This window comes from Anabaena sp. TISTR 8404 (genome assembly GCF_056847745.1).
Window position 1 is genome coordinate 185,625 of the sequence record NZ_CP180578.1, and the last position, 22,002, is coordinate 207,626.

Annotated in this window: 23 protein-coding genes; 12 read left to right on the forward strand and 11 right to left on the reverse strand. The window is 41.0% G+C overall.

The genetic code is table 11. The annotated features are described in order from the left end of the window. Positions 1 to 22: 22 nt before the first annotated feature. The gene (locus tag ACMX3D_RS00890; RefSeq protein ID WP_482749620.1) at positions 23 to 1,240 is read right to left on the reverse strand and encodes a glycosyltransferase; all 1,218 of its coding nucleotides are present in this window, start codon (positions 1,238 to 1,240) and stop codon (positions 23 to 25) included. Between the two features lie 936 nt (positions 1,241 to 2,176). On the opposite strand from ACMX3D_RS00890, the gene ACMX3D_RS00895 reads away from it, so the two are divergent. Next, a complete protein-coding gene (locus tag ACMX3D_RS00895) occupies positions 2,177 to 3,310 on the forward strand; it encodes an ISAs1 family transposase (protein WP_482747696.1) in 1,134 nt (377 codons plus the stop codon). A gap of 445 nt (positions 3,311 to 3,755) precedes the next feature. Here ACMX3D_RS00895 and ACMX3D_RS00900 read toward each other — a convergent pair whose 3' ends face one another. From ACMX3D_RS00900 to ribBA, 4 genes are all read right to left on the reverse strand, one after another. Further along, on the reverse strand, positions 3,756 to 4,556 hold the full coding sequence (locus tag ACMX3D_RS00900) for a pentapeptide repeat-containing protein (RefSeq protein ID WP_482749621.1): 801 nt from the start codon (positions 4,554 to 4,556) through the stop codon (positions 3,756 to 3,758). Between the two features lie 10 nt (positions 4,557 to 4,566). Next, positions 4,567 to 5,208, reverse strand: a complete 642-nt coding sequence (gene ccmP / locus ACMX3D_RS00905; RefSeq protein WP_482749622.1) for a beta-carboxysome protein CcmP — start codon at positions 5,206 to 5,208, stop codon at positions 4,567 to 4,569. A gap of 425 nt (positions 5,209 to 5,633) precedes the next feature. Next, positions 5,634 to 5,987 (reverse strand): hypothetical protein, encoded by a 354-nt coding sequence (locus tag ACMX3D_RS00910; protein WP_482749623.1) that lies wholly within the window; start codon positions 5,985 to 5,987, stop codon positions 5,634 to 5,636. 473 nt (positions 5,988 to 6,460) lie between these two features. Then, positions 6,461 to 8,173 (reverse strand): bifunctional 3,4-dihydroxy-2-butanone-4-phosphate synthase/GTP cyclohydrolase II, encoded by a 1,713-nt coding sequence (ribBA, locus tag ACMX3D_RS00915; protein WP_482749624.1) that lies wholly within the window; start codon positions 8,171 to 8,173, stop codon positions 6,461 to 6,463. A 336-nt stretch (positions 8,174 to 8,509) separates the two neighbouring features. On the opposite strand from ribBA, the gene argC reads away from it, so the two are divergent. After that, a complete protein-coding gene (argC, locus tag ACMX3D_RS00920; protein ID WP_482749625.1) occupies positions 8,510 to 9,568 on the forward strand; it encodes an N-acetyl-gamma-glutamyl-phosphate reductase in 1,059 nt (352 codons plus the stop codon). Between the two features lie 67 nt (positions 9,569 to 9,635). Here the strand turns inward: argC and eno are convergent, their stop codons facing one another. Then, entirely contained in the window at positions 9,636 to 10,913 is a 1,278-nt protein-coding gene (gene eno / locus ACMX3D_RS00925) for a phosphopyruvate hydratase (protein ID WP_482749626.1), read from the reverse strand. A gap of 432 nt (positions 10,914 to 11,345) precedes the next feature. Here eno and bchM point away from each other — a divergent pair, with 432 nt between their 5' ends. From bchM to ACMX3D_RS00945, 4 genes are all read left to right on the forward strand, one after another. Continuing rightward, positions 11,346 to 12,032, forward strand: a complete 687-nt coding sequence (bchM, locus tag ACMX3D_RS00930; protein WP_482749627.1) for a magnesium protoporphyrin IX methyltransferase — start codon at positions 11,346 to 11,348, stop codon at positions 12,030 to 12,032. A 171-nt stretch (positions 12,033 to 12,203) separates the two neighbouring features. After that, positions 12,204 to 12,692: a hypothetical protein gene (locus tag ACMX3D_RS00935; protein WP_482749628.1), complete on the forward strand. Its 489-nt coding sequence runs from the start codon at positions 12,204 to 12,206 to the stop codon at positions 12,690 to 12,692. A gap of 21 nt (positions 12,693 to 12,713) precedes the next feature. Next, a complete protein-coding gene (locus ACMX3D_RS00940; RefSeq protein WP_482749629.1) occupies positions 12,714 to 13,094 on the forward strand; it encodes a DUF423 domain-containing protein in 381 nt (126 codons plus the stop codon). Between the two features lie 84 nt (positions 13,095 to 13,178). Next, entirely contained in the window at positions 13,179 to 13,346 is a 168-nt protein-coding gene (locus tag ACMX3D_RS00945; RefSeq protein WP_482749630.1) for a hypothetical protein, read from the forward strand. Here ACMX3D_RS00945 and psb34 read toward each other — a convergent pair. Further along, positions 13,343 to 13,513 carry a photosystem II assembly protein Psb34 gene (gene psb34 / locus ACMX3D_RS00950; RefSeq protein ID WP_482749631.1) on the reverse strand — a complete coding sequence of 57 codons (171 nt, stop codon included), beginning with the start codon at positions 13,511 to 13,513 and terminating at the stop codon, positions 13,343 to 13,345. The two genes, ACMX3D_RS00945 and psb34, sit on opposite strands and share 4 nt — an antisense overlap. Before the next feature lie 86 nt (positions 13,514 to 13,599). On the opposite strand from psb34, the gene ACMX3D_RS00955 reads away from it, so the two are divergent. The 4 genes from ACMX3D_RS00955 to ACMX3D_RS00970 all read left to right on the forward strand — a co-directional run bounded on the left by ACMX3D_RS00955 (position 13,600) and on the right by ACMX3D_RS00970 (position 15,849). Then, the gene (locus tag ACMX3D_RS00955) at positions 13,600 to 13,782 is read left to right on the forward strand and encodes a hypothetical protein (protein WP_482749632.1); all 183 of its coding nucleotides are present in this window, start codon (positions 13,600 to 13,602) and stop codon (positions 13,780 to 13,782) included. A gap of 122 nt (positions 13,783 to 13,904) precedes the next feature. Then, complete coding sequence (locus ACMX3D_RS00960; protein WP_482749633.1) at positions 13,905 to 14,414, forward strand: inorganic diphosphatase; 510 nt, start codon at positions 13,905 to 13,907, stop codon at positions 14,412 to 14,414. Between the two features lie 137 nt (positions 14,415 to 14,551). Beyond that, the gene (panD, locus tag ACMX3D_RS00965) at positions 14,552 to 14,935 is read left to right on the forward strand and encodes an aspartate 1-decarboxylase (RefSeq protein ID WP_482749634.1); all 384 of its coding nucleotides are present in this window, start codon (positions 14,552 to 14,554) and stop codon (positions 14,933 to 14,935) included. 11 nt (positions 14,936 to 14,946) lie between these two features. Beyond that, positions 14,947 to 15,849, forward strand: coding sequence for an MBL fold metallo-hydrolase (locus ACMX3D_RS00970; protein ID WP_482749635.1), 903 nt, complete (start codon positions 14,947 to 14,949; stop codon positions 15,847 to 15,849). A gap of 1 nt (position 15,850) precedes the next feature. On the opposite strand, the gene ACMX3D_RS00975 is transcribed toward ACMX3D_RS00970, so the two are convergent. Next, positions 15,851 to 16,642 carry a class I SAM-dependent methyltransferase gene (locus tag ACMX3D_RS00975; RefSeq protein WP_482749636.1) on the reverse strand — a complete coding sequence of 264 codons (792 nt, stop codon included), beginning with the start codon at positions 16,640 to 16,642 and terminating at the stop codon, positions 15,851 to 15,853. A gap of 364 nt (positions 16,643 to 17,006) precedes the next feature. Between ACMX3D_RS00975 and ACMX3D_RS00980 the strand changes: the two genes are divergently transcribed. Further along, positions 17,007 to 18,017 (forward strand): lamin tail domain-containing protein, encoded by a 1,011-nt coding sequence (locus ACMX3D_RS00980; RefSeq protein WP_482749637.1) that lies wholly within the window; start codon positions 17,007 to 17,009, stop codon positions 18,015 to 18,017. Positions 18,018 to 18,080: 63 nt separating this feature from the next. Here the strand turns inward: ACMX3D_RS00980 and ACMX3D_RS00985 are convergent, their stop codons facing one another. The 3 genes from ACMX3D_RS00985 to ACMX3D_RS00995 form a co-directional block, all read right to left on the reverse strand. Further along, a complete protein-coding gene (locus tag ACMX3D_RS00985) occupies positions 18,081 to 18,719 on the reverse strand; it encodes a type I restriction endonuclease (protein WP_482749638.1) in 639 nt (212 codons plus the stop codon). 65 nt (positions 18,720 to 18,784) lie between these two features. Beyond that, on the reverse strand, positions 18,785 to 19,852 hold the full coding sequence (locus tag ACMX3D_RS00990) for an anthranilate phosphoribosyltransferase family protein (RefSeq protein WP_482752253.1): 1,068 nt from the start codon (positions 19,850 to 19,852) through the stop codon (positions 18,785 to 18,787). 85 nt (positions 19,853 to 19,937) lie between these two features. After that, complete coding sequence (locus ACMX3D_RS00995) at positions 19,938 to 20,873, reverse strand: LysR family transcriptional regulator (protein WP_482749639.1); 936 nt, start codon at positions 20,871 to 20,873, stop codon at positions 19,938 to 19,940. Between the two features lie 316 nt (positions 20,874 to 21,189). Here ACMX3D_RS00995 and ACMX3D_RS01000 point away from each other — a divergent pair, with 316 nt between their 5' ends. Next, the gene (locus ACMX3D_RS01000) at positions 21,190 to 22,002 is read left to right on the forward strand and encodes a glycosyltransferase family 2 protein (RefSeq protein WP_482749640.1); all 813 of its coding nucleotides are present in this window, start codon (positions 21,190 to 21,192) and stop codon (positions 22,000 to 22,002) included.

Consider the following 22,002-nt stretch of genomic DNA (forward strand, 5'->3'; position numbering starts at 1 on the left):
TTCCCAAAAATATTAGTTTTATTTATGAACTCACTGCTGAGAAAGTACGTAATTCCCAGCGATTTAGCATTTCACTATAGATATCCCTGATCACATTGCAAGCAGCATAGGGACGTGCAGTTTGCGCACAAGAAACACTAGGATAATCTTCTGGATGTAATAGTACTTGGCGTATGCTGTCTGCTATGGATTCTGGAGTACGTTGAGAACACACAATTCCACTATCATCTGTCAGCAATTTTGGAGTTTCACCAGTGCGAGTTGTAACTACTGGAGTCCCACTAGCAAGTGCTTCTAGAACCACCAAAGGTAAACCTTCGTAGGCACTAGTAAGAACAAAGACATTGCAAATCCGATGCAACTTTGATAGTTCTGTTTGGTTAACTGCTCCCAGCATTGTCACTCGTTCAGTTAAACCAAGACGACCAATTTCAGCACGAATTTTTGTGGCTAATTCTCCATCTCCAGCTATGAGTAGATGAGTATGAGATTCATTTAAAGCCGCAAATGCACGTACTAACAAAAGTGGATCTTTTTGTGGATGCAAGCGACCAGCAAAAAGAATAAAACGTGTTTCGGGAACCAAACCCAATCTCAAAGCTAGTTCGCACCTTTTTGCTTCCCTTTCTTGATGACTCAACGGATAGAAAATTTCGTTGTCAAATGAATTTTTGATGTAAGAAATGCGATCGCTCAAAGTAGGATAACGTTGACTATAGAATTTAACAGAATCACTATTACACGATAAAATCTGGTTAAACTGACGAATTAACAAACTTTCCAAAGCAAAATATGCAGCCGGAAATCTACGCCATAGAATTGATTTTTTGTCACCCTTAGGTTGCATTTGTTGATGAATGTCATTGTGAATAAACAGGGTTTTCTCTCCCTGCCAATTCAATGCAGCTAAAGTTGGTTCCAACCGATGAAAATGCATAAAATCTGAAGCAAAGCAACGCCCTAAAAGTCCATTCGTATACTTAACCGTGGTTGGTATTAAACTCCGAACATTATCATTTTCTAAAGTAAATAAAGGCAGAAAACTAATTTCTCTACCAGCAAATTCTGCTTTTTGCCACTTCAGATTTGGCTGACATCTATCATGTCCTGTTCCTACCAGCCGCAGATCAAATTCACTAGGTGCATACTTGATAAACAAGCTAACTAGCGTTTGAATTCCGCCAATAGTACTATGCCAAGGATTGAACTGGTAAAAAATCGTTAGTACAGGTTTATACATTTAGTAAAAGTAGGAAAAGGATTTAGCTGCGAATAATTGATATTTAGTAGAAAAAGAAGAATCTGATAGTTTTTCTGTATGCAGAAAATGAGTAATTTATTTGAATAGAATTCAAGAATCAAAAGCCACAATTCATACTTAATTCTGTGGGAATGGTAGATGAATCAATCCTGAAATACTACACCAAATTAGAAATTTGGTGATCAACAAGAAAGCAAAAATTTGCGTGGGTAGCTTTGCCAAGGCACTTGTTACAACGGAGAGAACCTCGGCAAGGCAGTGGCCCGACTGGAGCAAACTCTTCCAGACAATGGTTGGTGTTTTACTCCAACTTATAGATTCTGAATTCTAGCTTCTGAATTCTTCTTATTTCAGAGTGGTGGAAGATGGCTAATGAAGCAAAACTCTGAAAAGTTGAGAATTTACTGTTAACAGATAATTGTAGTGGCAGTAGTCACAATGACGTTCAGTTAAGACTTATCTTCGCCTGGCAGCAGAGGAAAAATCTTACAGCAAGTTCTCTTCCCTGAATTTGTGCATTCTTTTAGCACTGCTTGCCTTCGCTAGGAAATTTATTATCCGAATCGTATTGAGAATGTGCTATTTAGAATACAAACATACAGGTATTATGTCTAGTTCTTATGCAACACTAATTAGGGACTTCCAGAAATTAAAATATACAGTGTATAAGAATAATAATCATTCCGATGGTAAGAAGGGAGAGGCTGCCGCAGGCAGCCTCTCCCTTCCCCAGGGCAAACGCATCTAAATATTGATGCACAGAACGAAAGAAGAGGCTTGGAAGTACAACCGTAAGCCATCAGTAACAATAAGAACTGATCGGTTGAGAAGAGAGTAGGGATACAGAACATAAACTCGGTATGGTATTGTCAAAAAGTATCCTCAAGAAAAAAAGCACGCTACACTGACGTTTGGATGAAGCTCAAGCCCAAAATCACAATAGCTGACCATTTTGCACAGATGTCAGATCCAAGAGTAGACCGCACAAGATTACATAAGCTAATTGATATTTTGACAATTGCGATTTGTGCAGTAATCTGTGGAGCAGATAGTTGGGTGGCAATAGAATTGTATGGCTGCACAAAGTATGAGTGGTTAAAAACATTTTTGGAGTTACCAAACGGAATACCATCACACGATACATTTGCAAGAGTGTTTGCACAATTGAATCCACAGCAATTTCAGTCATGTTTCTTAAACTGGATAAAATCAACTCAGAAGATAACAAATGGTGAAGTTGTAGCAATTGACGGTAAAACTTTATGTGGTTCTTATGATAAAAGTAGTGGTCAGAGTGCGATTCAAATGGTAAGTGCATGGGCAACTACGAATAAATTAGTGTTGGGACAGGTAAAAGTAAACGAAGCATCTAATGAAATTACAGCTATCCCAGAACTACTGAATGTTTTAGAGTTGAATGGTTGTATCGTGACAATTGATGCAATCGGTTGCCAAAAAGAAATTGTGAAGTTAATTACGCAACAAAACGCAGATTATGTAATCACCTTAAAAAAGAATCAGGGTAATCTATATGAGTTAGTAGAAGAACTATTAAGAACAGGAATAAGCACAGGGTTTGAAGGGCTTCACCATAGCACATATAAAACAGAAGAAACGGGGCATGGTCGTGATGAAATCCGCAATTATGTGATGTTATCTGGAATTGAATCTCAGCTTGACCCAGATTCAGTTTGGTCAAACTTAAAAAGTGTTGGGATGGTAGAGTCTGTTCGACAAATAGATGGTAAAACAACAGTGGAGACTCGTTATTATATTAGCAGTCTTGAGAATGATGCGAAAAAATTTGCTAATTGTGTTCGCAGTCATTGGGGCATAGAAAATTCGTTACATTGGGTATTAGATGTAGCTTTAAAAGAAGATGACTGCCGGATTAGGAAAGATAATGCTCCACAAAATTTTGCAGTGATGCGGCAGATAGCAGTAAATCTTTTAGGTAAAGAGAAACGTGTGAAGCGGGGAATCAAAAATAAACAGTTTTTGGCAGCAATGGATAATAACTATTTAGAAAGAGTTTTAGCTTTAGCGTAAACTAGCTTGTCAATAATTTGGTTAAGATTGTTGCTTATTTTTAAGGGTAAGCTTACTTATTTATAGCTGAATAGTTAGCTAATTTATCTTTAAACAAGAGTTATTTCATTAGCGATAAGCTAATTTACTTGTTAGCAAAAAAATCGATTTGTTCTATTTATATTTTGGTCAAGTTTTGCACTTATGAAAATGATTTTGAAATCCTTATTAGTTTTTGTTAGGAAATAAGGTGCGTTTTCCCTGCTCCCTTCCCCTTTTTGTAGTAAATTCAAGAATAATTCGATTTTTCGGTAGATAAAGGTGTCTATACAATTAACGGATTCACTAAAACACTTGTTGAAGGAAACCTGGCATCAGGGATGCTGACAAAGATCGCCTGCTTTGATACTCTCCCTTATTTCATCTGTTTCACCAAACTCATCCTCCATTGCGCGAAGGGTGAGATTTAATTACACACTTCAGGTATGATTGCATCCTGAAGATTTGCGCCAATGAGATTAGCACCGCGAAGTTTAGCACCAGTCAAGTTAGCGCCAGTCAGGTTAGTTCCTGCCAAGTTTGCTCCTTGGAGGTGAGCATAACTCAAGTTAGCGCCTGTTAAATCAGCTTCACTGAGATTAGCTTGTAACATATATGCACTACTTAGGTAAGCATGACTGAGATTGGCATTGCACAAATCTGTTTTGTAAAGGTAAGCTCCAATTAAGTCAGCTTTGTAGAGATTGGCTTTACTGAGGTCGGCTGTAATTAAGTTAGCTTCAATCAGGTTTGCGTAGGCAAGGTTAGCACGAATAAGTTTGGCTGCACCTAAATCAGCATCTCTGAGGTTAGCATCTTTCAAATCTGTACCTATGAGGATAGCATTTGCGATCGCCGCTTGTTTCAAATTTGCTTCACTCAAATCAGCACCAATGAAGTTAGCCCCTGTTAAATCTGCTTGTATAAGAGATGCACCTCTCAAGTTAGCCACACTAAAATTAGCTGTACTTAAATTTGCTTCAATTAGCTTGGCTTGGTAAAGATTTGCGCCACTAAAGTCTGTACCGTTGAGATTAGCACGCACGAGTAAAGCCTGGCTTAAATCTGCTTTGGCCAAGTTGACTTTTTGGAGATTCGCACCTCTGAGGTTATCTCCTTGCAAATTTGCAGCGCTGAGGTCTGGTTGAAGGTCAGGATTTTTCTGTCTCCATTCACTCCAGGTAACTGCACCTGCTTTCAGTAAAACCAGATGCTCTTGATTTGCCATTTTCTCTCCTTTACTCCTGGCGGCCACTATTGGGATTTGTCCGACCAGCTACACTTTCAATTGCGGTTAAGGCTCCCCTTGCACCTGCTAGAATATCTCGTTCTTGCCCACCTAAATAGAGTCTGCCAAAACTACCTACAGCTTGTACCTCAAGAATATTGATTGCAGCAGCTTTTTCTGCTTCATTAGCTGCGAGTGCAGCGTAAGCAGCTGGTTCAACTTCTAATACGTACAAGGTTTGTCCTGCTAGTAACAGCTGTCCTCGCCGGGTGCGATTTATTAGTTGTGTTTGGTAAGCATCAATGTTACGAATAATTTGGCTAGAAACAACACGCGGTTTGAGACATTCTTCTCGCTTGACTCCCAGCATATCCAAAATAGCTTGACCAGCTGTGCGTGTTTCCCCTTGAGAACCAGAATGAACTTCTAATAAACCATATAATCGCTCAACTACTTGCACTCCCGGACGAACAGAGGCGGCTTTCAATGCTACGTCAGTAATTTTATTGATTTCAATACCAGGAGAGATTTCAATCCACAGTGATGTATCTCCTGGTAATGGCAAGAAACCTTGAGCTACTGTTCCCATATATGCTGCGTGTTGCGGTTGCAAGCTGTCAAGAAATACGAAACTGCGTAGTTCTATACCCAAGGTTTTGCTCTCCAGTCATAAGGTAAAGTTCACATATTGTAATATATGGACGTAACTTTAAACTACCATAAGCCAGGCTAAATACTTATAACGGCAATTTTGGATTTTAAATTAAAAATCTTGGCTTCCAAGCGGTTCTTACAGTTTAAAAGTATACTTCCTTGTCCAATTTAGATATAGGAATCCGGTTTGATTTCTGAAACGATCTACGTAGTCAGGGAACAGGGAACAGGGAACAGGGAACAGGAAAGAAGGCTCTCTAAGGTATACTGAGTTTTTTCATTAATCAAATATGAGTCCTATAATTGCTGGCAAAATTAACACAAAGAAACCCCAGTTTCTCAAAAGAGACTGAGGTTTTGAACTCTTGCAATGTTCATCTAATATATGGAAATTAGGGTTATCTCGACCAGCACTTTATGTGCTTAACTCCCTAAATCTAACTGCACTTCTAACCCATCATTACCATTTGTAGACAAAGCTGGCTGTAAAAAAATGGGAGTACTGGGTAATAGTATTGATTGATTAAAGCGCAGTCTATCAGATGATAGTTGATTTCTTTGATTATTGTTGGAGGTGACGTTTATATTTCCTCCTTCAAAGAATTTCATGAAGTCATCTTCTGCTGTTCTATTACCAATTCCTTCTAGAGAATCACTAGTTGTTTTGTAGCTTGTATCGTTGGCGCTGAGAGTATCTAGTGACTGAGCGTGAACCGGGCTTTTTAAGCTGACAATAGCTGCCACAATTGTTAAAGCAGCGATGATTTGAGCTTTCATAAATTTTATCCCAATTCTTTTGTGTTGCTTGTTATTATTCTTTCAGCAAAGAATTTACTTAAATTTTGCTATTAGATATAATCTAATTCTGGCTGTATTTTATTTAATACATAAATTTACTGTCAATCATTTTTATATGATTTTTAAAAAACAGATTCATATAAGTAGAAGGACTAAATTAAACCTAACTTGAGATTACTGGGTTTCGACTACGCTCAACCCTCTTCTAGCCAGCTTATTGAGCATTGAGCGTAGTCGAAATGCGTCTTGTAAATAATTGCGTCCACCTACTTATCATCAAATTTATAACTATTACCTCAAATTTATAAAAATTATTAAGTTTAAATTACATAGCTAAAGTTTAGTTAAATTTGACTCTATTCTGGCAGATATAAATTTTTTAGAATAAAAATATCCCTGACTTCTCAAAGAAGTCAGGGATCTAAGCCTTTGGAGGAGAAGAAAAAGCGTTATTAAGATTGCTTGGTAAAGCTATAAATTTTCTGCTTTTCGAGACTATCGCTAATAGATGAAGGCAAAGTATCTAAAGATAATATTTGGCGGTCAAGTTGAATTTGCAAATTAGTTAAGGGATCGCTACCAGAAGAAATTAGAAATTCTAGTTTCTGAATGTAAGGTAAGGTTGCTAGATTATCTAGAATTTGGAAGACCGCTTGCAAATAAGGATGACTTGTTTGCTTGTACCAATCACAGCTGGCTACTTTTGGTTGGTCAAAACCTAAGTGTACTGTCAAAGATGGCTCGTCAAATAAAGCGATCGCCAAAGGACGGGCTTCTTCCTGCAATAATAAATCATTAGTTCTGGCTAAATGCCGCAATTTTTCTAAACGTTCATAACGTTTTGTGATTGATTGGGGGTCATCTTGCCAGTGAATTGCGATCGTTACTAGGTAGGTCTGCAACAGCATATGACCTAGCTTTTTCGCCTTGGTTGCTAAGTAATAAGAATTGTAGTCATTTGCCTCAATTAATAACGGCACACGATCTACAACTTCCAAGCCATAGCCTTTAACGCCAGCAATTTTCCGAGGATTATTGGTAATCAGGCGGATTTTTTTAACGCCTAAATCCATGAGCATTTGCGCTCCCATACCGTAGTCGCGCAGGTCAGCGGGAAATCCTAAACGCTCGTTGGCTTCTACTGTATCAAGTCCCATGTCCTGTAGCGAGTAGGCTTTGAGCTTATTAATCAAGCCGATACCCCGACCTTCTTGACGCAGGTAAACAACGATACCTTGGCCAGCAGATTCAATCATTTTCAAAGCAGCTTGCAACTGCATCCGACAGTCGCAACGCAAAGACCCCAAAGCGTCGCCAGTTAAACATTCTGAGTGCATCCGCACCATAACTGGCTCATCTTTAAAAGTAGTGGGATCACCTTTGACAATGGCAACGTGTTCACAATTATCTAGGGTGTGGCGATAAGCGTAGATTTTGAAATGACCGAACTGAGTTGGTAAATCGGCAATACTTTCGCGGACAACGAGGCGATCGTGTTGCAAGCGATAACTGATTAAGTCCGCAATACTGATAATTTTTAAATTGTGGTTTCTCGCGTACTCAATTAACTGGGGTAGCCGCGCCATTGAACCATCAGAGTTTTGAATTTCACAAATCACCCCAGCCGGGTAAAGTCCTGCTAATCGAGACAAATCCACTGCGGCTTCTGTATGTCCTGCTCGTTTGAGGACACCGCCTGCTTTGGCACGAATTGGGAAAATATGTCCAGGACGGCGTAAATCTGAAGGTTTTGTCGCTGGGTTGAGAGCAACTTGAATAGTCCGGGCGCGGTCTTCGGCAGAAATACCTGTAGTCACACCTAAATGGGAACCAGCGTCAATACTAACAGTAAAAGCAGTTTGGTTAGTATCTGTAATGTTAGTCACCATCAACGGCAAGTCTAGCTCGTCTAGGCGATCGCCTGTCATCGCTAGACATATCAACCCTCTTGCTTCCACTGCCATGAAATTGATCATGTCCGGTGTGGCAAATTGGGCAGCACAAATTAAATCACCTTCATTTTCCCGATTTTCGTCATCTACCACAACAATGACGCGGCCTGCTTTGAGATCGGCCAAAGCAGCATCAATCGAATCAAATTTAAAAGCTTGGTGAGAGGCAGCAGTATGATCAGTGGTTTCACCTGCTTGAGGAGCTACACTCATTTGAGAGTTTCCGCTCTCAGCAGGAGTGTCATAAGACTGCCGTGTAGGTTTAGGCGTTGACACAAAAGACTTCCAGTTAGTGATAGTAAATTTTTTTTAACAATTTCTATATTTTGATTGTAACTCGTTTATACGACAGAGAATACACTAGCAATGATTCGATAACATGGCCTAGTCTCTGCCGTTAAAATTGGGGTTTAGTACAAAAGTGCAATCATAGTGAAACAGTCATAGTAATGGAAACGTAAAGCGTAACAAAGGACAAATGACCATTGACTCTTGACCAATGACCATTGACTGATAAATTAATCAAAAGCGGATAAGGATTTCAAAATCATGGGCAATTTTAGACGCGTACCCGTTGGGATTGTTGGCGCGTCAGGCTATGGTGGAGTGCAGCTAGTTCGATTACTCATGGAACATCCAGAAGTTGAACTAGTTTATTTAGGCGGTGAGAGCAGTGCGGGGAAATCTTTTGGGGATCTTTACCCACATCTAGCTCATACAGTTAACTTGCCAATAGAGGCGGTAGAGCCAGAAATTATTGCTCACCGCTGTGAAGTTGTGTTTTTGTCTCTCCCAAATGGTCTGGCTTGCCAAATTGCACCGCAATTATTAGAAAAAGGCTGTAAAGTACTTGATCTCAGCGCAGATTATCGGTTTAGCGATCTGGCAACTTACACCAGTTGGTATGGACAAGAAAGAAGCGATCGCACTGCTGCGGCTACAGCAGTTTATGGCTTACCGGAACTGTACCGCGATCGCATTGCCGAAGCCCAATTAATTGGTTGTCCTGGGTGCTATCCCACTGCCAGTTTGTTAGCGTTGTCACCACTTTTAAAGCAAGGCTTAATTGTCCCAGAAACCGCCATTATCGATGCCAAGTCTGGCACATCTGGCGGTGGACGGCAAGCTAAAATCAACTTGTTACTGGCTGAGGCTGATAATTCCTTAGCTGCATACGGAGTAGTCCGTCACCGTCATACCCCAGAAATTGAGCAAATTTGTAGCGAATTAGCGGGTCATGAAGTGACTGTACAATTTACACCCCACCTCATACCAATGGTGCGCGGCATTTTGGCGACTGTATATGCCACACTGCGCGATCCTGGCTTGGCTAGAGATGATTTAATTACAATTTACAACGCGTTCTACCGCAATTCTCCCTGGGTGAAAGTCTGCGAAAGTGGTGTTTATCCACAAACTAAGTGGGCTTGTGGTAGCAATCTTTGTTACATCGGTGTAGAAGCTGACCCGCGTACAGGCCGTGTAATTGTGATGTCAGCAATTGACAACCTGATTAAAGGACAAGCGGGTCAAGCAATTCAATGTTTGAACTTAATGATGGGCTGGGATGAAACCTTGGGGTTGCCGAAGTTGGGATTTTATCCTTGAAGTGTAAAGTCAGAAGTGTGAAGTATGAAGTTATAAATTTCATACTTCATACTTCACACTTCATACTTTATCGATAAGTACCAGCATAAATGGCGCGATCGCCTAATTCATCCTCAATCCTCAGCAAGCGGTTGTATTTAGCTACTCGTTCGCTGCGACACAGCGAACCTGTTTTGATTTGACCTGCACGGGTAGCTACTGCTAGGTCGGCAATTGTAGTGTCTTCAGTTTCACCAGAACGATGGCTAATTACTGAGCGGAAACTGTTACGAGTTGCCATATCGATGGTTTCTAAGGTTTCGGTCAGAGAACCAATTTGATTGAGTTTAATCAAAATGGCATTACCAGCTTTTTCCAGAATCCCTTTACGCAAGCGGGTAGGATTAGTTACAAACAAGTCATCCCCCACCAATTGCACCCGTGAACCTAATTTTTCGGTGAGCAATTGCCAATTTTGCCAATCTTCTTCGTGCAAGCCATCTTCAATTGATATAATAGGATACCTATCAACCAGTTGTCCTAAATAATCAATGAACTCGGCGGGAGAGTGAGGTTTACCATCATAAACATACTGTCCATCTTTGTAAAACTCACTAGCTGCCACATCTAAAGCTAGACCAACTTGTTCCCCTGGCTTGTAACCAGCCTTTTCAATAGCGGCTACCAACAATTCCAATGCTACTTGGTTAGACTCTAGGTTAGGAGCAAAACCGCCTTCATCACCCACGCCAGTCAACAAACCCTTCTCATCCAAAACCTGACTCAGAGTTGCAAATACCTCTGCACCCCAACGTAAAGCTTCCCGGAAGGAAGATGCACCAAAGGGGACAATCATAAATTCTTGAAAATCCACGTTGTTGGCTGCGTGTGCGCCACCATTAATCACATTCATCAACGGGACTGGTAACAAATTCGCCAAAGGCCCGCCCAAATAGCGATATAGAGGAATACCCAAAGATTCAGCCCCTGCTTTTGCAGTTGCTAGGGAAACAGCCAAAATCGCATTTGCGCCTAAGTTCGATTTGTTTGCGGAACCATCCACCGCAATCATGGTTCGGTCGATGAGTTCTTGGTTGAGAGCATCCAAGTTTAACAATTTTGGGGCTAAGACTTCTTTGATGTTCTGCACCGCCTTCAGAACCCCTTTACCTCCGTAGCGACTTTTATCATCGTCCCGCAGTTCGTGGGCTTCAAAAGTGCCTGTAGAGGCTCCACTAGGAACCTGCGCCACTCCCACAGCCCCATTTAGCAAATGCACTTCGGCTTCAACTGTGGGTTTACCTCTGGAATCGAGAATTTCTCGTGCCACGATCGCTTCTATGGCAGTATCTACAATGTTACTCATCTGTGCTTTGTCCTTTGTTCGAGTGCGTTCTTACTGTTGAGTGCCTAAAGTCCAGTGGATTAACCTAACCGTTAGCATAGGCTTTTCAGCGACTTGATCGGCTGAGATTAAAGAAGATTTCCAGATATTTGGTAAATCCCTTTAGGATATGCGGACTTTGGATTTTGGATTATTTCTGAGTCAAAAGTCAACAGTAAGCCAGACTGTGCCAAGTACAGTGCTGAGTGCTGAGTTGAAAGTGCTGAGTATAAATCTAGTCGCCTCAAAGTTTTGCGCTTACGCACGAATGCAAAGATTCGTAACAGGGACAAGAATAAGCCACTGTTTCCTGTTCCTTTTTCCGCAGGAAGTTGATTTTTCTCCTCAAAGCGATCGCTCTTGCTGCCAACAATGATAATTTTAAGGATTGGGAACCCTTAAAAATCGAAGTTTATGAACGCAGCCGACGATAAAACGATTGTTCGTGAGTATTTCAATTCCACAGGGTTTGACCGCTGGAAGCGAATTTATGGTGATGGCGAAGTCAATAAAGTTCAGCTAGACATCCGCTATGGCCATCAACAAACTGTGGATAAAGTTATCGGCTGGCTGAAAAGTGATGGCAATTTATCCCAGCTATCAATCTGCGATGCTGGCTGCGGTGTAGGTAGTCTCAGCATTCCCTTAGCAACAGAAGGTGCTAAGGTTTATGCCAGCGATATTTCCGAAAAAATGGTGGAAGAAGGCAAACAACGAGCCTTAGAAGCTTTGGGAAATTCCACCAATCCTAGTTTTGCAGTGCAAGATTTAGAATCTTTGAGTGGAAGTTACCACACCGTGATTTGTTTGGATGTTCTTATCCACTACCCCCAAGACAAAGCCGATGAAATGATTTCTCACCTTTGTTCTTTGGCAGAATCACGGATAATTATCAGTTTTGCACCCAAAACTTGCGCCCTCAGCCTACTCAAGAAAATTGGCAGTTTCTTCCCTGGTGCAAGCAAGACAACTCGTGCATATCTGCACCGAGAAGCTGATGTGGTAAAGATTATCGAAAAAAATGGCTTTGCAGTCCAGCGTCAAGAAATGACTAAAACTCGCTTCTATTTCTCCCGTTTACTCGAAGCTACACGGAAGTAATGAGTGCTGAGTACTGAGTGCTGAGTAAAGAACAGTAGGTTGGGTGGAGCGACAGCGAAACCCAACAAAGTATGCATTCAATAACCGTCATCAAAAGCAGACTGATAGACTGGAACGTTGATGAAAGTGAAGTTAAAATCACAAGCAAAGTCTAAATTTTAAAATCGAGTTATGAAGACTGCTGAAAAATTGGCGGCGGGTTGGCTACTGACACTCGGATTCATGTTTTTAACACTATCAGTCTCGGCGGTAATTCAGAGAAATACTATGCTTAAGCCAATTCCATCAGGGGATGAGGCAGATTCAAGCAAGGATTTTGTCAATAAAGAAGCTCTTTATGTACTTGATAATACGGCAAGCCAAGGTTTGATGTATGGTGTGCCAACAATAATTTTGGGTGGTTGGTTAAGTTTATCTTTATACCGTCGCAGTAAAACTGAACGAAAAGCACTTCAGCAACAAGCAAGCGATCGCCTACAATCAGTTTTCTATCAAATGTTACAAGAAAATCATGGCAGAGTTACTGTCTTAGGCTTTGCTATGCAGTCACAGCTACCTGCATCGATTGCGCGGGAATATTTAGACGAAAAAGCTAAAGAATTCAATGCGAATTTTAAGGTGAATGAAGAAGGGGCTGTATCATATCATTTTGATGTCTAAATCTGTTGACAAGTAAGTCTCATGACGCAGATTTTTTTGAGTATAGCTGCCGTTTTAGGTGGTTTGTCAGTTGCGGCTGGGGCTTTTGCTTCCCATGCTTTGCGAGATCATATTAGCGAGCGATCACTTACAATTTTTGAAACTGGCGCTCGCTACCAAATGTATCATGCCCTTGCACTTTTAGTAGTTGCTCTCCTCATCAGTCGCCTCGAATCACCTCCAACTACTTTAATTGCTAGTGGATGGCTATTTATTATCGGCATTGCGATTTTCTCTGGCAGTTTATACGCTTTGAGTTTAACTGGTGTGAAATATTTAGGTGCTATTACACCATTTGGCGGTGCAGCTTTTATTGCTGGCTGGGCTGCTTTAGCTATTGCTGCTTGGAATTTGAAGTTCTGAAATTTTTCAACGCAAAGTAACGCAAAGGTTGACGCAGAGAACCGCAGAGTGTCGTTATCGAAAATTTTAGGCGAGCCTCTGTGAATGAAAAAGCGCTGGTCACAAGTCTGGGAACGGTTGCGTCAATCTTTTACTTTTGAGGAAAGTCTTAATATTAACTCAACAACAAAAACCTCGGCGAAACTCACCGAGGTCAAAGGAGAAATCCAAATGTTGATGGGAGATACCGATACCGAAGTCAAAAAATCTTAGCTAACTACAAAAGCAAACAAAACTAAAGCGGTCACAAGTGCAGTTGCAACTGCACCTTGGACAACGTAGCGGCGCTGTTCCCAAATTGCTGGGTACTCAGCGTAGTACATCTGGGGTTCAGTTGCGTAGTTGTTCAGAACGCCATCTTCATTAACAGTGGTATACATAGTTTTTTTCCTTATTTGTTAACTTATGTAACTAAATTTAACAATATTGTTACAAATAGTCAACAGGGCTTGACAAAAAAAGTTTGATGGCTTTTATAAAGTTGACTTATCAACGATGGACTTTAGACAAAGCCGGAGTAGGGAAAAATGCGATCGCACTTTTTAGCCTAATTGCCAAAAAAATAACCCCCAGTAAGTTGGAGGTATCAGTTGCGCTTTCGTCACAAAATAGAGTCAGAAGCATTTTAGATAGATACTTAAGCATCTAATCGTCTTGATACTTGTTTTAGAGCAGAATACTTTGGGAAGATGTGCATCTTGGCCATAAAATTCTACACGGGGAACTAAACAGAGTGCATCCCCAATTCACTGTTAGCCAAGGAGTTTTGTTGTGGACTTATCCCGTATTCCTGCTCAACCAAAACCGGGTATTCTTAACGTTCTGATTGAAATCCCAGGCGGGAGCAAGAATAAATACGAGTATGACAAAGAACTGGAAGCTTTTGCCTTAGACCGAGTGCTTTATTCTTCGGTAAGATATCCCTACGACTACGGTTTTGTGCCGAATACTTTGGCTGATGATGGCGACCCACTAGATGGAATGGTAATTATTGATGAGCCAACTTTCCCAGGTTGTATCATTGCTGCGCGACCAATAGGTATGCTGGAGATGATCGATGGTGGCGATCGCGATGAAAAAATTCTTTGTGTACCAGACAAAGACCCACGCTATTCCCATGTCAAATCCCTCAACGACGTAGCGCCGCACCGTTTAGACGAAATTGCTGAATTTTTCCGCACTTACAAAAACTTGGAAAAGAAAGTCACAGAAATTCTCGGTTGGCAAGATGTCGGTACAGTCTCAGCCTTAGTAGAGAAATGCGTCAAAGCTGCTAAATAATCATCGCTGAGTTAGGAGTGTTTATTTTCAACTCCTAACTCTTGATTAAAAAAAGTACTTGCACCCCTACACCCCTGCACCTCTACACCCTTGCCTTCTTATACTAGACTCAGGCAATCACAAAACTTAAAAACCAAATGCAGCGTACAGTCCTTTTGGCAAAAATACACAACTGCACCCTCACAGGGGCGAATATCAACTATGTAGGAAGTATCAGCATTGATGAAATGTTGTTAGAAAAAGCTGGGATTTTACCCTACGAGCAAGTGCAAGTAGTAAACGTTGCCAATGGTGAGCGCTTCATTACTTATGCAATCACGGCTCCAGCTAATTCGGGAATCATTGAGTTAAATGGGGCAGCGGCACGTCTAGGCATTGTAGGCGATCGCTTGATTATAATGGCTTACGGGCAGTTCTCTTTGGAAGAGTTAAAAAATTACTCTCCTACGGTAGTCATTGTGGACGAAAAAAACCGACTATTAGAAGTGCGGCACTACGATGACCTGCTCAGTAAGGTCTAATTTTCAAAAAAATGTCAAATTTTGCGCCGTCGGATTCCCAAAGCTCCGTAACTGAAACCGCAACTACATCCCCTAGTAGTTCAGCGGGTGAATTTTTTGTGCAATTTTGGGGGGTTAGGGGTTTGATTGCTACCCCAGCTAGTAATGCTAATCGTTATGGCGGTAACACTGCTTGTGTAGAAATACAAGTAGCAGGTAAACGCTTGATTTTTGATGGTGGAACTGGCTTACGCACACTCGGTAAATTTTTACGACAACTGCAACAGCCTATAGAAGCGTATTTATTTTTTACCAATTCCCAATCCAATCGCATTCAAGGCTTTCCTTTTTTTGCACCAGCATTTGTCCCAGAAAACCGCTTTCATATTTACGGTTCGGCTGCTTCTAATAGTGCTTCTATTAAACAATGCCTGTGCGATCAAATGCTACAGCCGCACTTTCCCTATCCGCTCCAAGTGATGCAGTCTGAATTGCAGTTCTATAATTTAATTCCAGGTAACGAGGTGCAGCTAGATGATGTGGCGATCGCTACAGCATTGATCAATCAAACTCAGCGTTCTGTTGGCTACCGCGTTTCTTGGCAGAACAAAAGCATTGCCTATGTTACCGATTTAACTAAAAATGCTGATCCTGTTGATCAAGAACAGATTTTACAACTGGTAAAAGGTGTTGATCTGCTGATTGCTAATGCTACTTACATTCCACCGACAGCGAACAACCACGAATCATCTGATTTACACTGGCAAGCGGCTGTAGAATTAGCTCAAAGTGCAGCAGTGCAGAAGTTAGTCATCTCCCATCATCATCCAGACGACGATGATGATTTTTTAGATAAAGTGCAAACAGATGTGCAATCTGTCTATCCTCAAGCTTTACTAGCCTGTGAAGGTTTAGTGTTATCGGTTGGACATTGATTTACTTAATACAACGGATAGTTGCATATACTCCGTGAGTTTCTACCTGAACACAGTCTGGAGCAAAACCTGCGGCGATCGCAATCTGTTGCAATTCATCTGGAGTGAAAAAGCGAAAGACTATACTAGGTAATGGTTGCAAGAATGTAGTTGCAAACAGCTTACCGCCACTACGCAATGCTTGATAAATATTGCGTAGTCCTTGTGTAGCATCAGGCCAGCAGTGCATAGCAGCGCCACTATAAACCGCATCTAGAGAATTTGGTGCGAAAGGTAACGTTCCTACATCGCCACGAATAATGGTTATTTGGGATGGTGATATCCCATCTAGTTGCATTTGTTGTTGTAATTGCCCTAGCATTGCTTCTGAGTAATCTAGTGCGATAATTTGCTCATATTGCTGCAATAATGCTAAGCGTCGGGCAATAATTCCTGTACCGCAACTAATATCTGCTACAACTTTTAAGTTTTGACCAAAAAATTCGACACACTGCTGAAATTCAATATCAATACCACCAAAATTACGTAACCCCATCGCCCAAACTGGCGGTAAGATGCGCTCGTATAAAAAGGAAATGATTGGTAAGCGAAATAACTCTGTGCGTAAAGGTTTTGCATCAACAGCATCATCAATCTCACCTTTGACTCGCGCAGGAGTTAAATCTACCAAACAAGAGGGCATTTTTGCTACTTCATTACGAAAGTAATTGTGGCACTGATTGCAATCTTGTGGTGCAGAGGTGAGAGTTTTATAACAAACAGGACAAGCGATCGCTTCTTCTAAACTGGACATAGCTTTTTAATTCCAACTGATCACTTCTAATTCATATAGCAATCCTAGAATGAGATACAAACAAATCTACTCCTTATTCCTTATTTCCTGTCTTCACAAGTAGTTGATAAATCAAACAGGATTGCTATAAATGTTTAATATCAAAACCTTTAGCGATGAAATATTGTCAGTTTAAGATAATTTTTTACTAACTGTCTTAACTGTCTACAATTATTTTCTTAACTGTCTTAACTGTCCTTGCATTTTTGCTTTGAGGTTGAGAATATTTTCATACAAAAAATACTTAAATGTTTACGCACTTCATACATAGAGATTAGTGCGTTAGTCATCAGTTGACTATTACCATGAGTTTTAAGTAAAAATTATGACGACCCAGCAAATTCCACAGGTAGAAATTACCAATCTTATCTACAAGAATCAGGTCAAGAGAACTCAATCTGACGAATACGTTGAGATTACCAATCAGGAAAAGACTCCCATTGATGTATCGGGTTGGCAACTTGCTTCCGGGGTAGGACGCAATAAAGCGTTCACTTTTCCCGAAGGAACAACATTAGCTCCTGGACAAAGCGTGCGCGTTTACACCAACGAAATACATCCAGAGTCCGGCGGTTTTAGTTGCGGTAGCGGTGTATCCCTTTGGAAAGATTCAGGAGATGAGGCCAGACTATTAGATGCTCAAGGCAATGTAGTATCGGGTTTAGCATACGACAGCCAAGGCAATTTCACAAAAACAACCACTGCTAACGGCAAGGCATCAGCTGTGGACACAGTTACCACAGTTACAAATCAAAGCACAGATGCAAGTATCAATGACTTACTAAACAAACCTGTTTTTATTGAAAGTCAAGAAACAAAACGATATCTGTTTGCCACTGGAGAGCCAATCAAAGGACAGCGAGGTGATGAAGGCGGCTGGTTAGCATCCAGCGGCTTTGAAAGTCCGAAAGTCGTTGGTGCTGATGCTAATTACTACAACCGTGCTATATGGAAGATCATCCCCAGTGGTGATAGTTTTCTGATTGAAAATCAAGAAACAAAACGGTATCTGTTTGCCACTGGAGAGCCAATCAAAGGACAGCGAGGTGATGAAGGCGGCTGGTTAGCATCCAGCGGCTTTGAAAGTCCGAAAGTCGTTGGTGCTGATGCTAATTACTACAACCGTGCTATATGGAAGATCATCCCCAGTGGTGATAGTTTTCTGATTGAAAATCAAGAGACAAAACGATATCTGTTTGCCACTGGAGAGCCAATCAAAGGACAGCGAGGTGATGAAGGTGGCTGGTTAGCATCCAGCGGTTTTGAAAGTCCGAATGTTGTTGGTGCTGATGCCAATTACTACAACCTTGCTTTGTGGAAGATTACAAAGATATAGTGAAAAATCACGTTAGCTGAAAGAGACGTTGCATTGCAACGTCTCTACATGATTTATAGGTTGTTATTGTTCGGTAGAAATAGCCTGACCCATACGCTTGAGAATTTGCAAAATTTCCGATGTTTCTTTTTTGGATGTTAACAAAGCAAAAACTCGTGATATGTCATATTGAGGTATGCCTGCTTGGGTCAATTTGATAAACAAAATATCGTCGCCATTAGTTACCATCCCAAAGACAGTTTGAGCAGGGTGTGGGTTAGCTATCAAATAAGTCAATGCTTGGGGTAAAGCTGACCAAACCGAAAGTGTAGTTTTTTTAGACTCTAGCACTACTACCCAAAACTGATTTTGCAGCACTAATACGTCAATTCGTACCCGCAGAACTTCTTCTCCATCATTTAAAATCAGTTCAACTGAAGGTTCAGCCTTAATTTTAAAAGGCGGATCATAAAATCCTGCCAGCGCTAGTAAGGGAGACACAACTAGCAACATTACTGTCCCTTCTAACAAATCTCCTTCGCCACGATGGTAAAGGTATCTCCGCCGCAAAACATCCAATGATGCTTTTTCGGATTCGGTAATTTCTGGTAATTTTTCGTACCACTCTGTAAAAAACGGCTCATCCTCAATCCTGACTAAACCAAATCGAGTTTGGACATCTTTTAAAGTAGTGATTACTTCTGTAATTGCCGTTTGTATCATTTCTCTACCGTCTCATCTTTTTTTATGTCGCGCAAAGACGCAAAGAGTTGGCGATCGCATCCAAACTAAATATGCTGAAAGGTATTCTTGGAAGAGGAATTGACTATTTGGCTTAGTTCTTGAAGTTTGGCGGCGACTGCACCATTAGTTAGTAGTTCTTCTGCTTTGGCTATACCCGATCGCATATCTGAACAAATACCACTCCGCCACAGATACAATCCCCCATTCCACAAGGCTGATTGCATTAATTCCCCTGGTTTTCCTGCTAGAACGTCTTGAATTTGGTTAATGAGTTCTTCTGTAGTTCCCAAAAGTACATTTTTGCTAGTGAAGCCGTAATCATGATGAGATAACAGCAACCTTTCTAAATTCGGAGTTGCTGATAAACCGATAATTGCAGTGCGATCGCGTGGTAAATCACAACTACCTTCTAAACCTTTAACTAAGGTATAATTTTTTTCCCCTCTTAGTTCTAATGCAGATTGAAACATGGCTTCTGTGGGTGGATGCACAAACCCAGCAATCAAGTGAGTGTCACCTGCATAAGGACACCAAATTAATTCCATTGTGGCAAAGGGTGGACGCTTACCGAGTTGGTCGCGGTATTCCCAAATACTTTGTGTTAACGGAAAATGATTGGGTGTGTAAATAAAACCAATTTTTGTTTGTTCAAATACTTCCTGGGTTTTAGGCAACGATAAACCAGTCCAATCTACACCTAAACTTTGCCAAACTTCTATTAAAGGTAAACCATATTTTGTGGGCAAGCGATCGCCACCGTGCATCACCACAGGTTGTCCAGCAGCAGCGAGGAGTAAAGCTGTAACGGGGCTAATGGGAGCGGTGCGTGTTCTGCCATCATAAGGTATTCCCAGGACTATGACTGGACGTGCAGTGGTAATTGGTTGGAGTTTTGGCCCTAGTTCATCATAAGCATCTAACATTCCTGCCAACTCTTCGCCTGTTGGGCGTTTGATGCGGTGGGCAATTAAAAATGCGCCAATTTGGGCTGGTGTTGCTTCTTGTAGCAGCATCATTTTAGTCGCGATCGCAGCTTCACCACGAGTTAAATTTTCTCCTGTGTGGTTGCCACTGCCTACCTTTTTTAGTAGTTCCCTGAAGATATTGCTCATATTAGTCATTGGTCATTTGTCATTGGTCATTTGTCATTGGTGCAGACTATTGACCATTGACTATGGACATTTGACTAATCATACTTTAGGAAGCTGATCGCTGTTCTTGCGATTGCAGGGGAATATTTTCTAATACAAGTTCCCAAAAGTGCTTAATCGGGGGAATTTGCAGGCGGTCTTGAGTTGTCACCATGACTACACGCCGAGTTAATCCAGAATTATCTAAAGGATTATTCGCTAAGGAACGCACTGCTAAGGTGGGGTCGTGACGTGATTCTACTAATGCAGAAGTAGGCAATAAGGCAATTAATTCGCCTTGACGCACCACTCCACGAAACGCATCTAAGGTATTGACTTCTAAAGCAGCATTAAGTGTAGCTTCTAAGCGCTCAAATTTATCTTGTACTAATCGCTGCATTCCATAACCATCTTTAAACACAACTTGGGGATAACGCACCAATTCTGACCAAGGGATGCGCTCATATTGTGCTAGAGGATGATTAGCTGCGGTGAGGACTTCTATTGGTTCATCGTATAAAACTTCCACCACCATTTCTCTGCCGGTGGTTAAAAAGCGATTATTCATCACGATCGCTAAATCTACTAAACCATCTTTGAGAACTTTGAGGGCGCGATCGCTTCCCAAGGATGTTACCCGCAATTGCACTTCGGGATAATCATGACAGAACTTTTGTAATACTGGTGGTAGGTAAGAAGCGCAGAGTGAATGAATTGAGGCAATGCACAGTTCTGGCTGCTTTCCTGCCATTAAATCTGCTAATTCTTGTGTGGCAATTTGCCACTCTTGGCAAATCTTGCGGACACGTGGTAATAAACGTTCACCGCCCAAAGTTAATTTAGCATGGCTGTTTCTGTGAAACAGTTCCACACCCAAATCAGCTTCTAAAGCTTGAATTTGGCGACTGATAGTTGATTGAGTGACACCACATTGTCGGGCTGCTTGTTGGAAGCTGCCAGTATCCGCGATCGCTAAAAAAGCTTGCAACTGCTCTAGTCGCATGTCAATGTAGCCTGAATTACATTTATGGCTCTCATTAAGTTAACGGTTTTTCCTCCAAAATTTAGTAGAGTTTGTTACATCTGCTAGTAATTGACACATTTTAATAGAAATTTAATTTTATAGAATTCAGGAGGAGGCATTGCGGTGGACGGGGTTCCCCAAGACCAGACTGCCGCGCATGGTCTCCCGACAGTCGCGCAACTGTCGTTCAGGATTTAGAATTCATACTAAGTTGCGTTCAGAAGTAGTATTCTTATTCCCCACTCCCTACTCCCTGTCTACACAAGTAAATTCGGAAATCAAACCGGATTCCTATATGACAATATCAATTATTACTGCTACGTATAATAGACCAGACAAACTCTATACAGTTGCACTTCATAGTTTAATCAACCAAACTGATCATAATTTTGAGTGGGTAGTAATTAACGATGGGGGCAACCAACAAACTAGAGAAATTATTGCTGCGCTGCAAGTGCCGTTTCCCGTCGTTTATGAGGAAATAGAACATTCATCCATTGGTTTTGGATTATGCCATGCACGTAACGCTGGACGAAATCTAGCCACAGGAAATTTAATTACATACTTAGATGACGATAATAGCTTCGAGCCAGAGTTTATTGCGGCAACAAAGCATTTCTTTAAACAACACAAGTTTGTCCAATACAGTATGGCTGTACAGAAGCGCCGCCGTGATGTTATTCATCAAGACAAAACTATGCGCACGAGTAAAGTTTTTCTTTCTCCTAGTGACCCAAACTGTACACTTGATCAATTAATTACTCAACAAGAGATTTTTGATAGTAATGGCTTTACTCATTATGATGATGACACTCTGAAATGGAATCCTAACTACCGAATATTTGCTGACTATGAATTTTTACTTCAATGCACTAAAAGATATGGAAGTAGTAAATTTCAACTCAACCCTCAAGTTTTAGTGAATTATATCCAATCATCCCAAGGAACTATTGGCTGTTCTTATTATGGTCAGTGGGCAGAAGAATTAAAACAGATTATTCATAACGCTTGTTTTTACTCGCTAAAATCACATCACATTGAGCGTATTGAGCAACTTGCACAGATGTATCATCACAAAGCTAATAAACGCGCACCAGCATTTATCTAA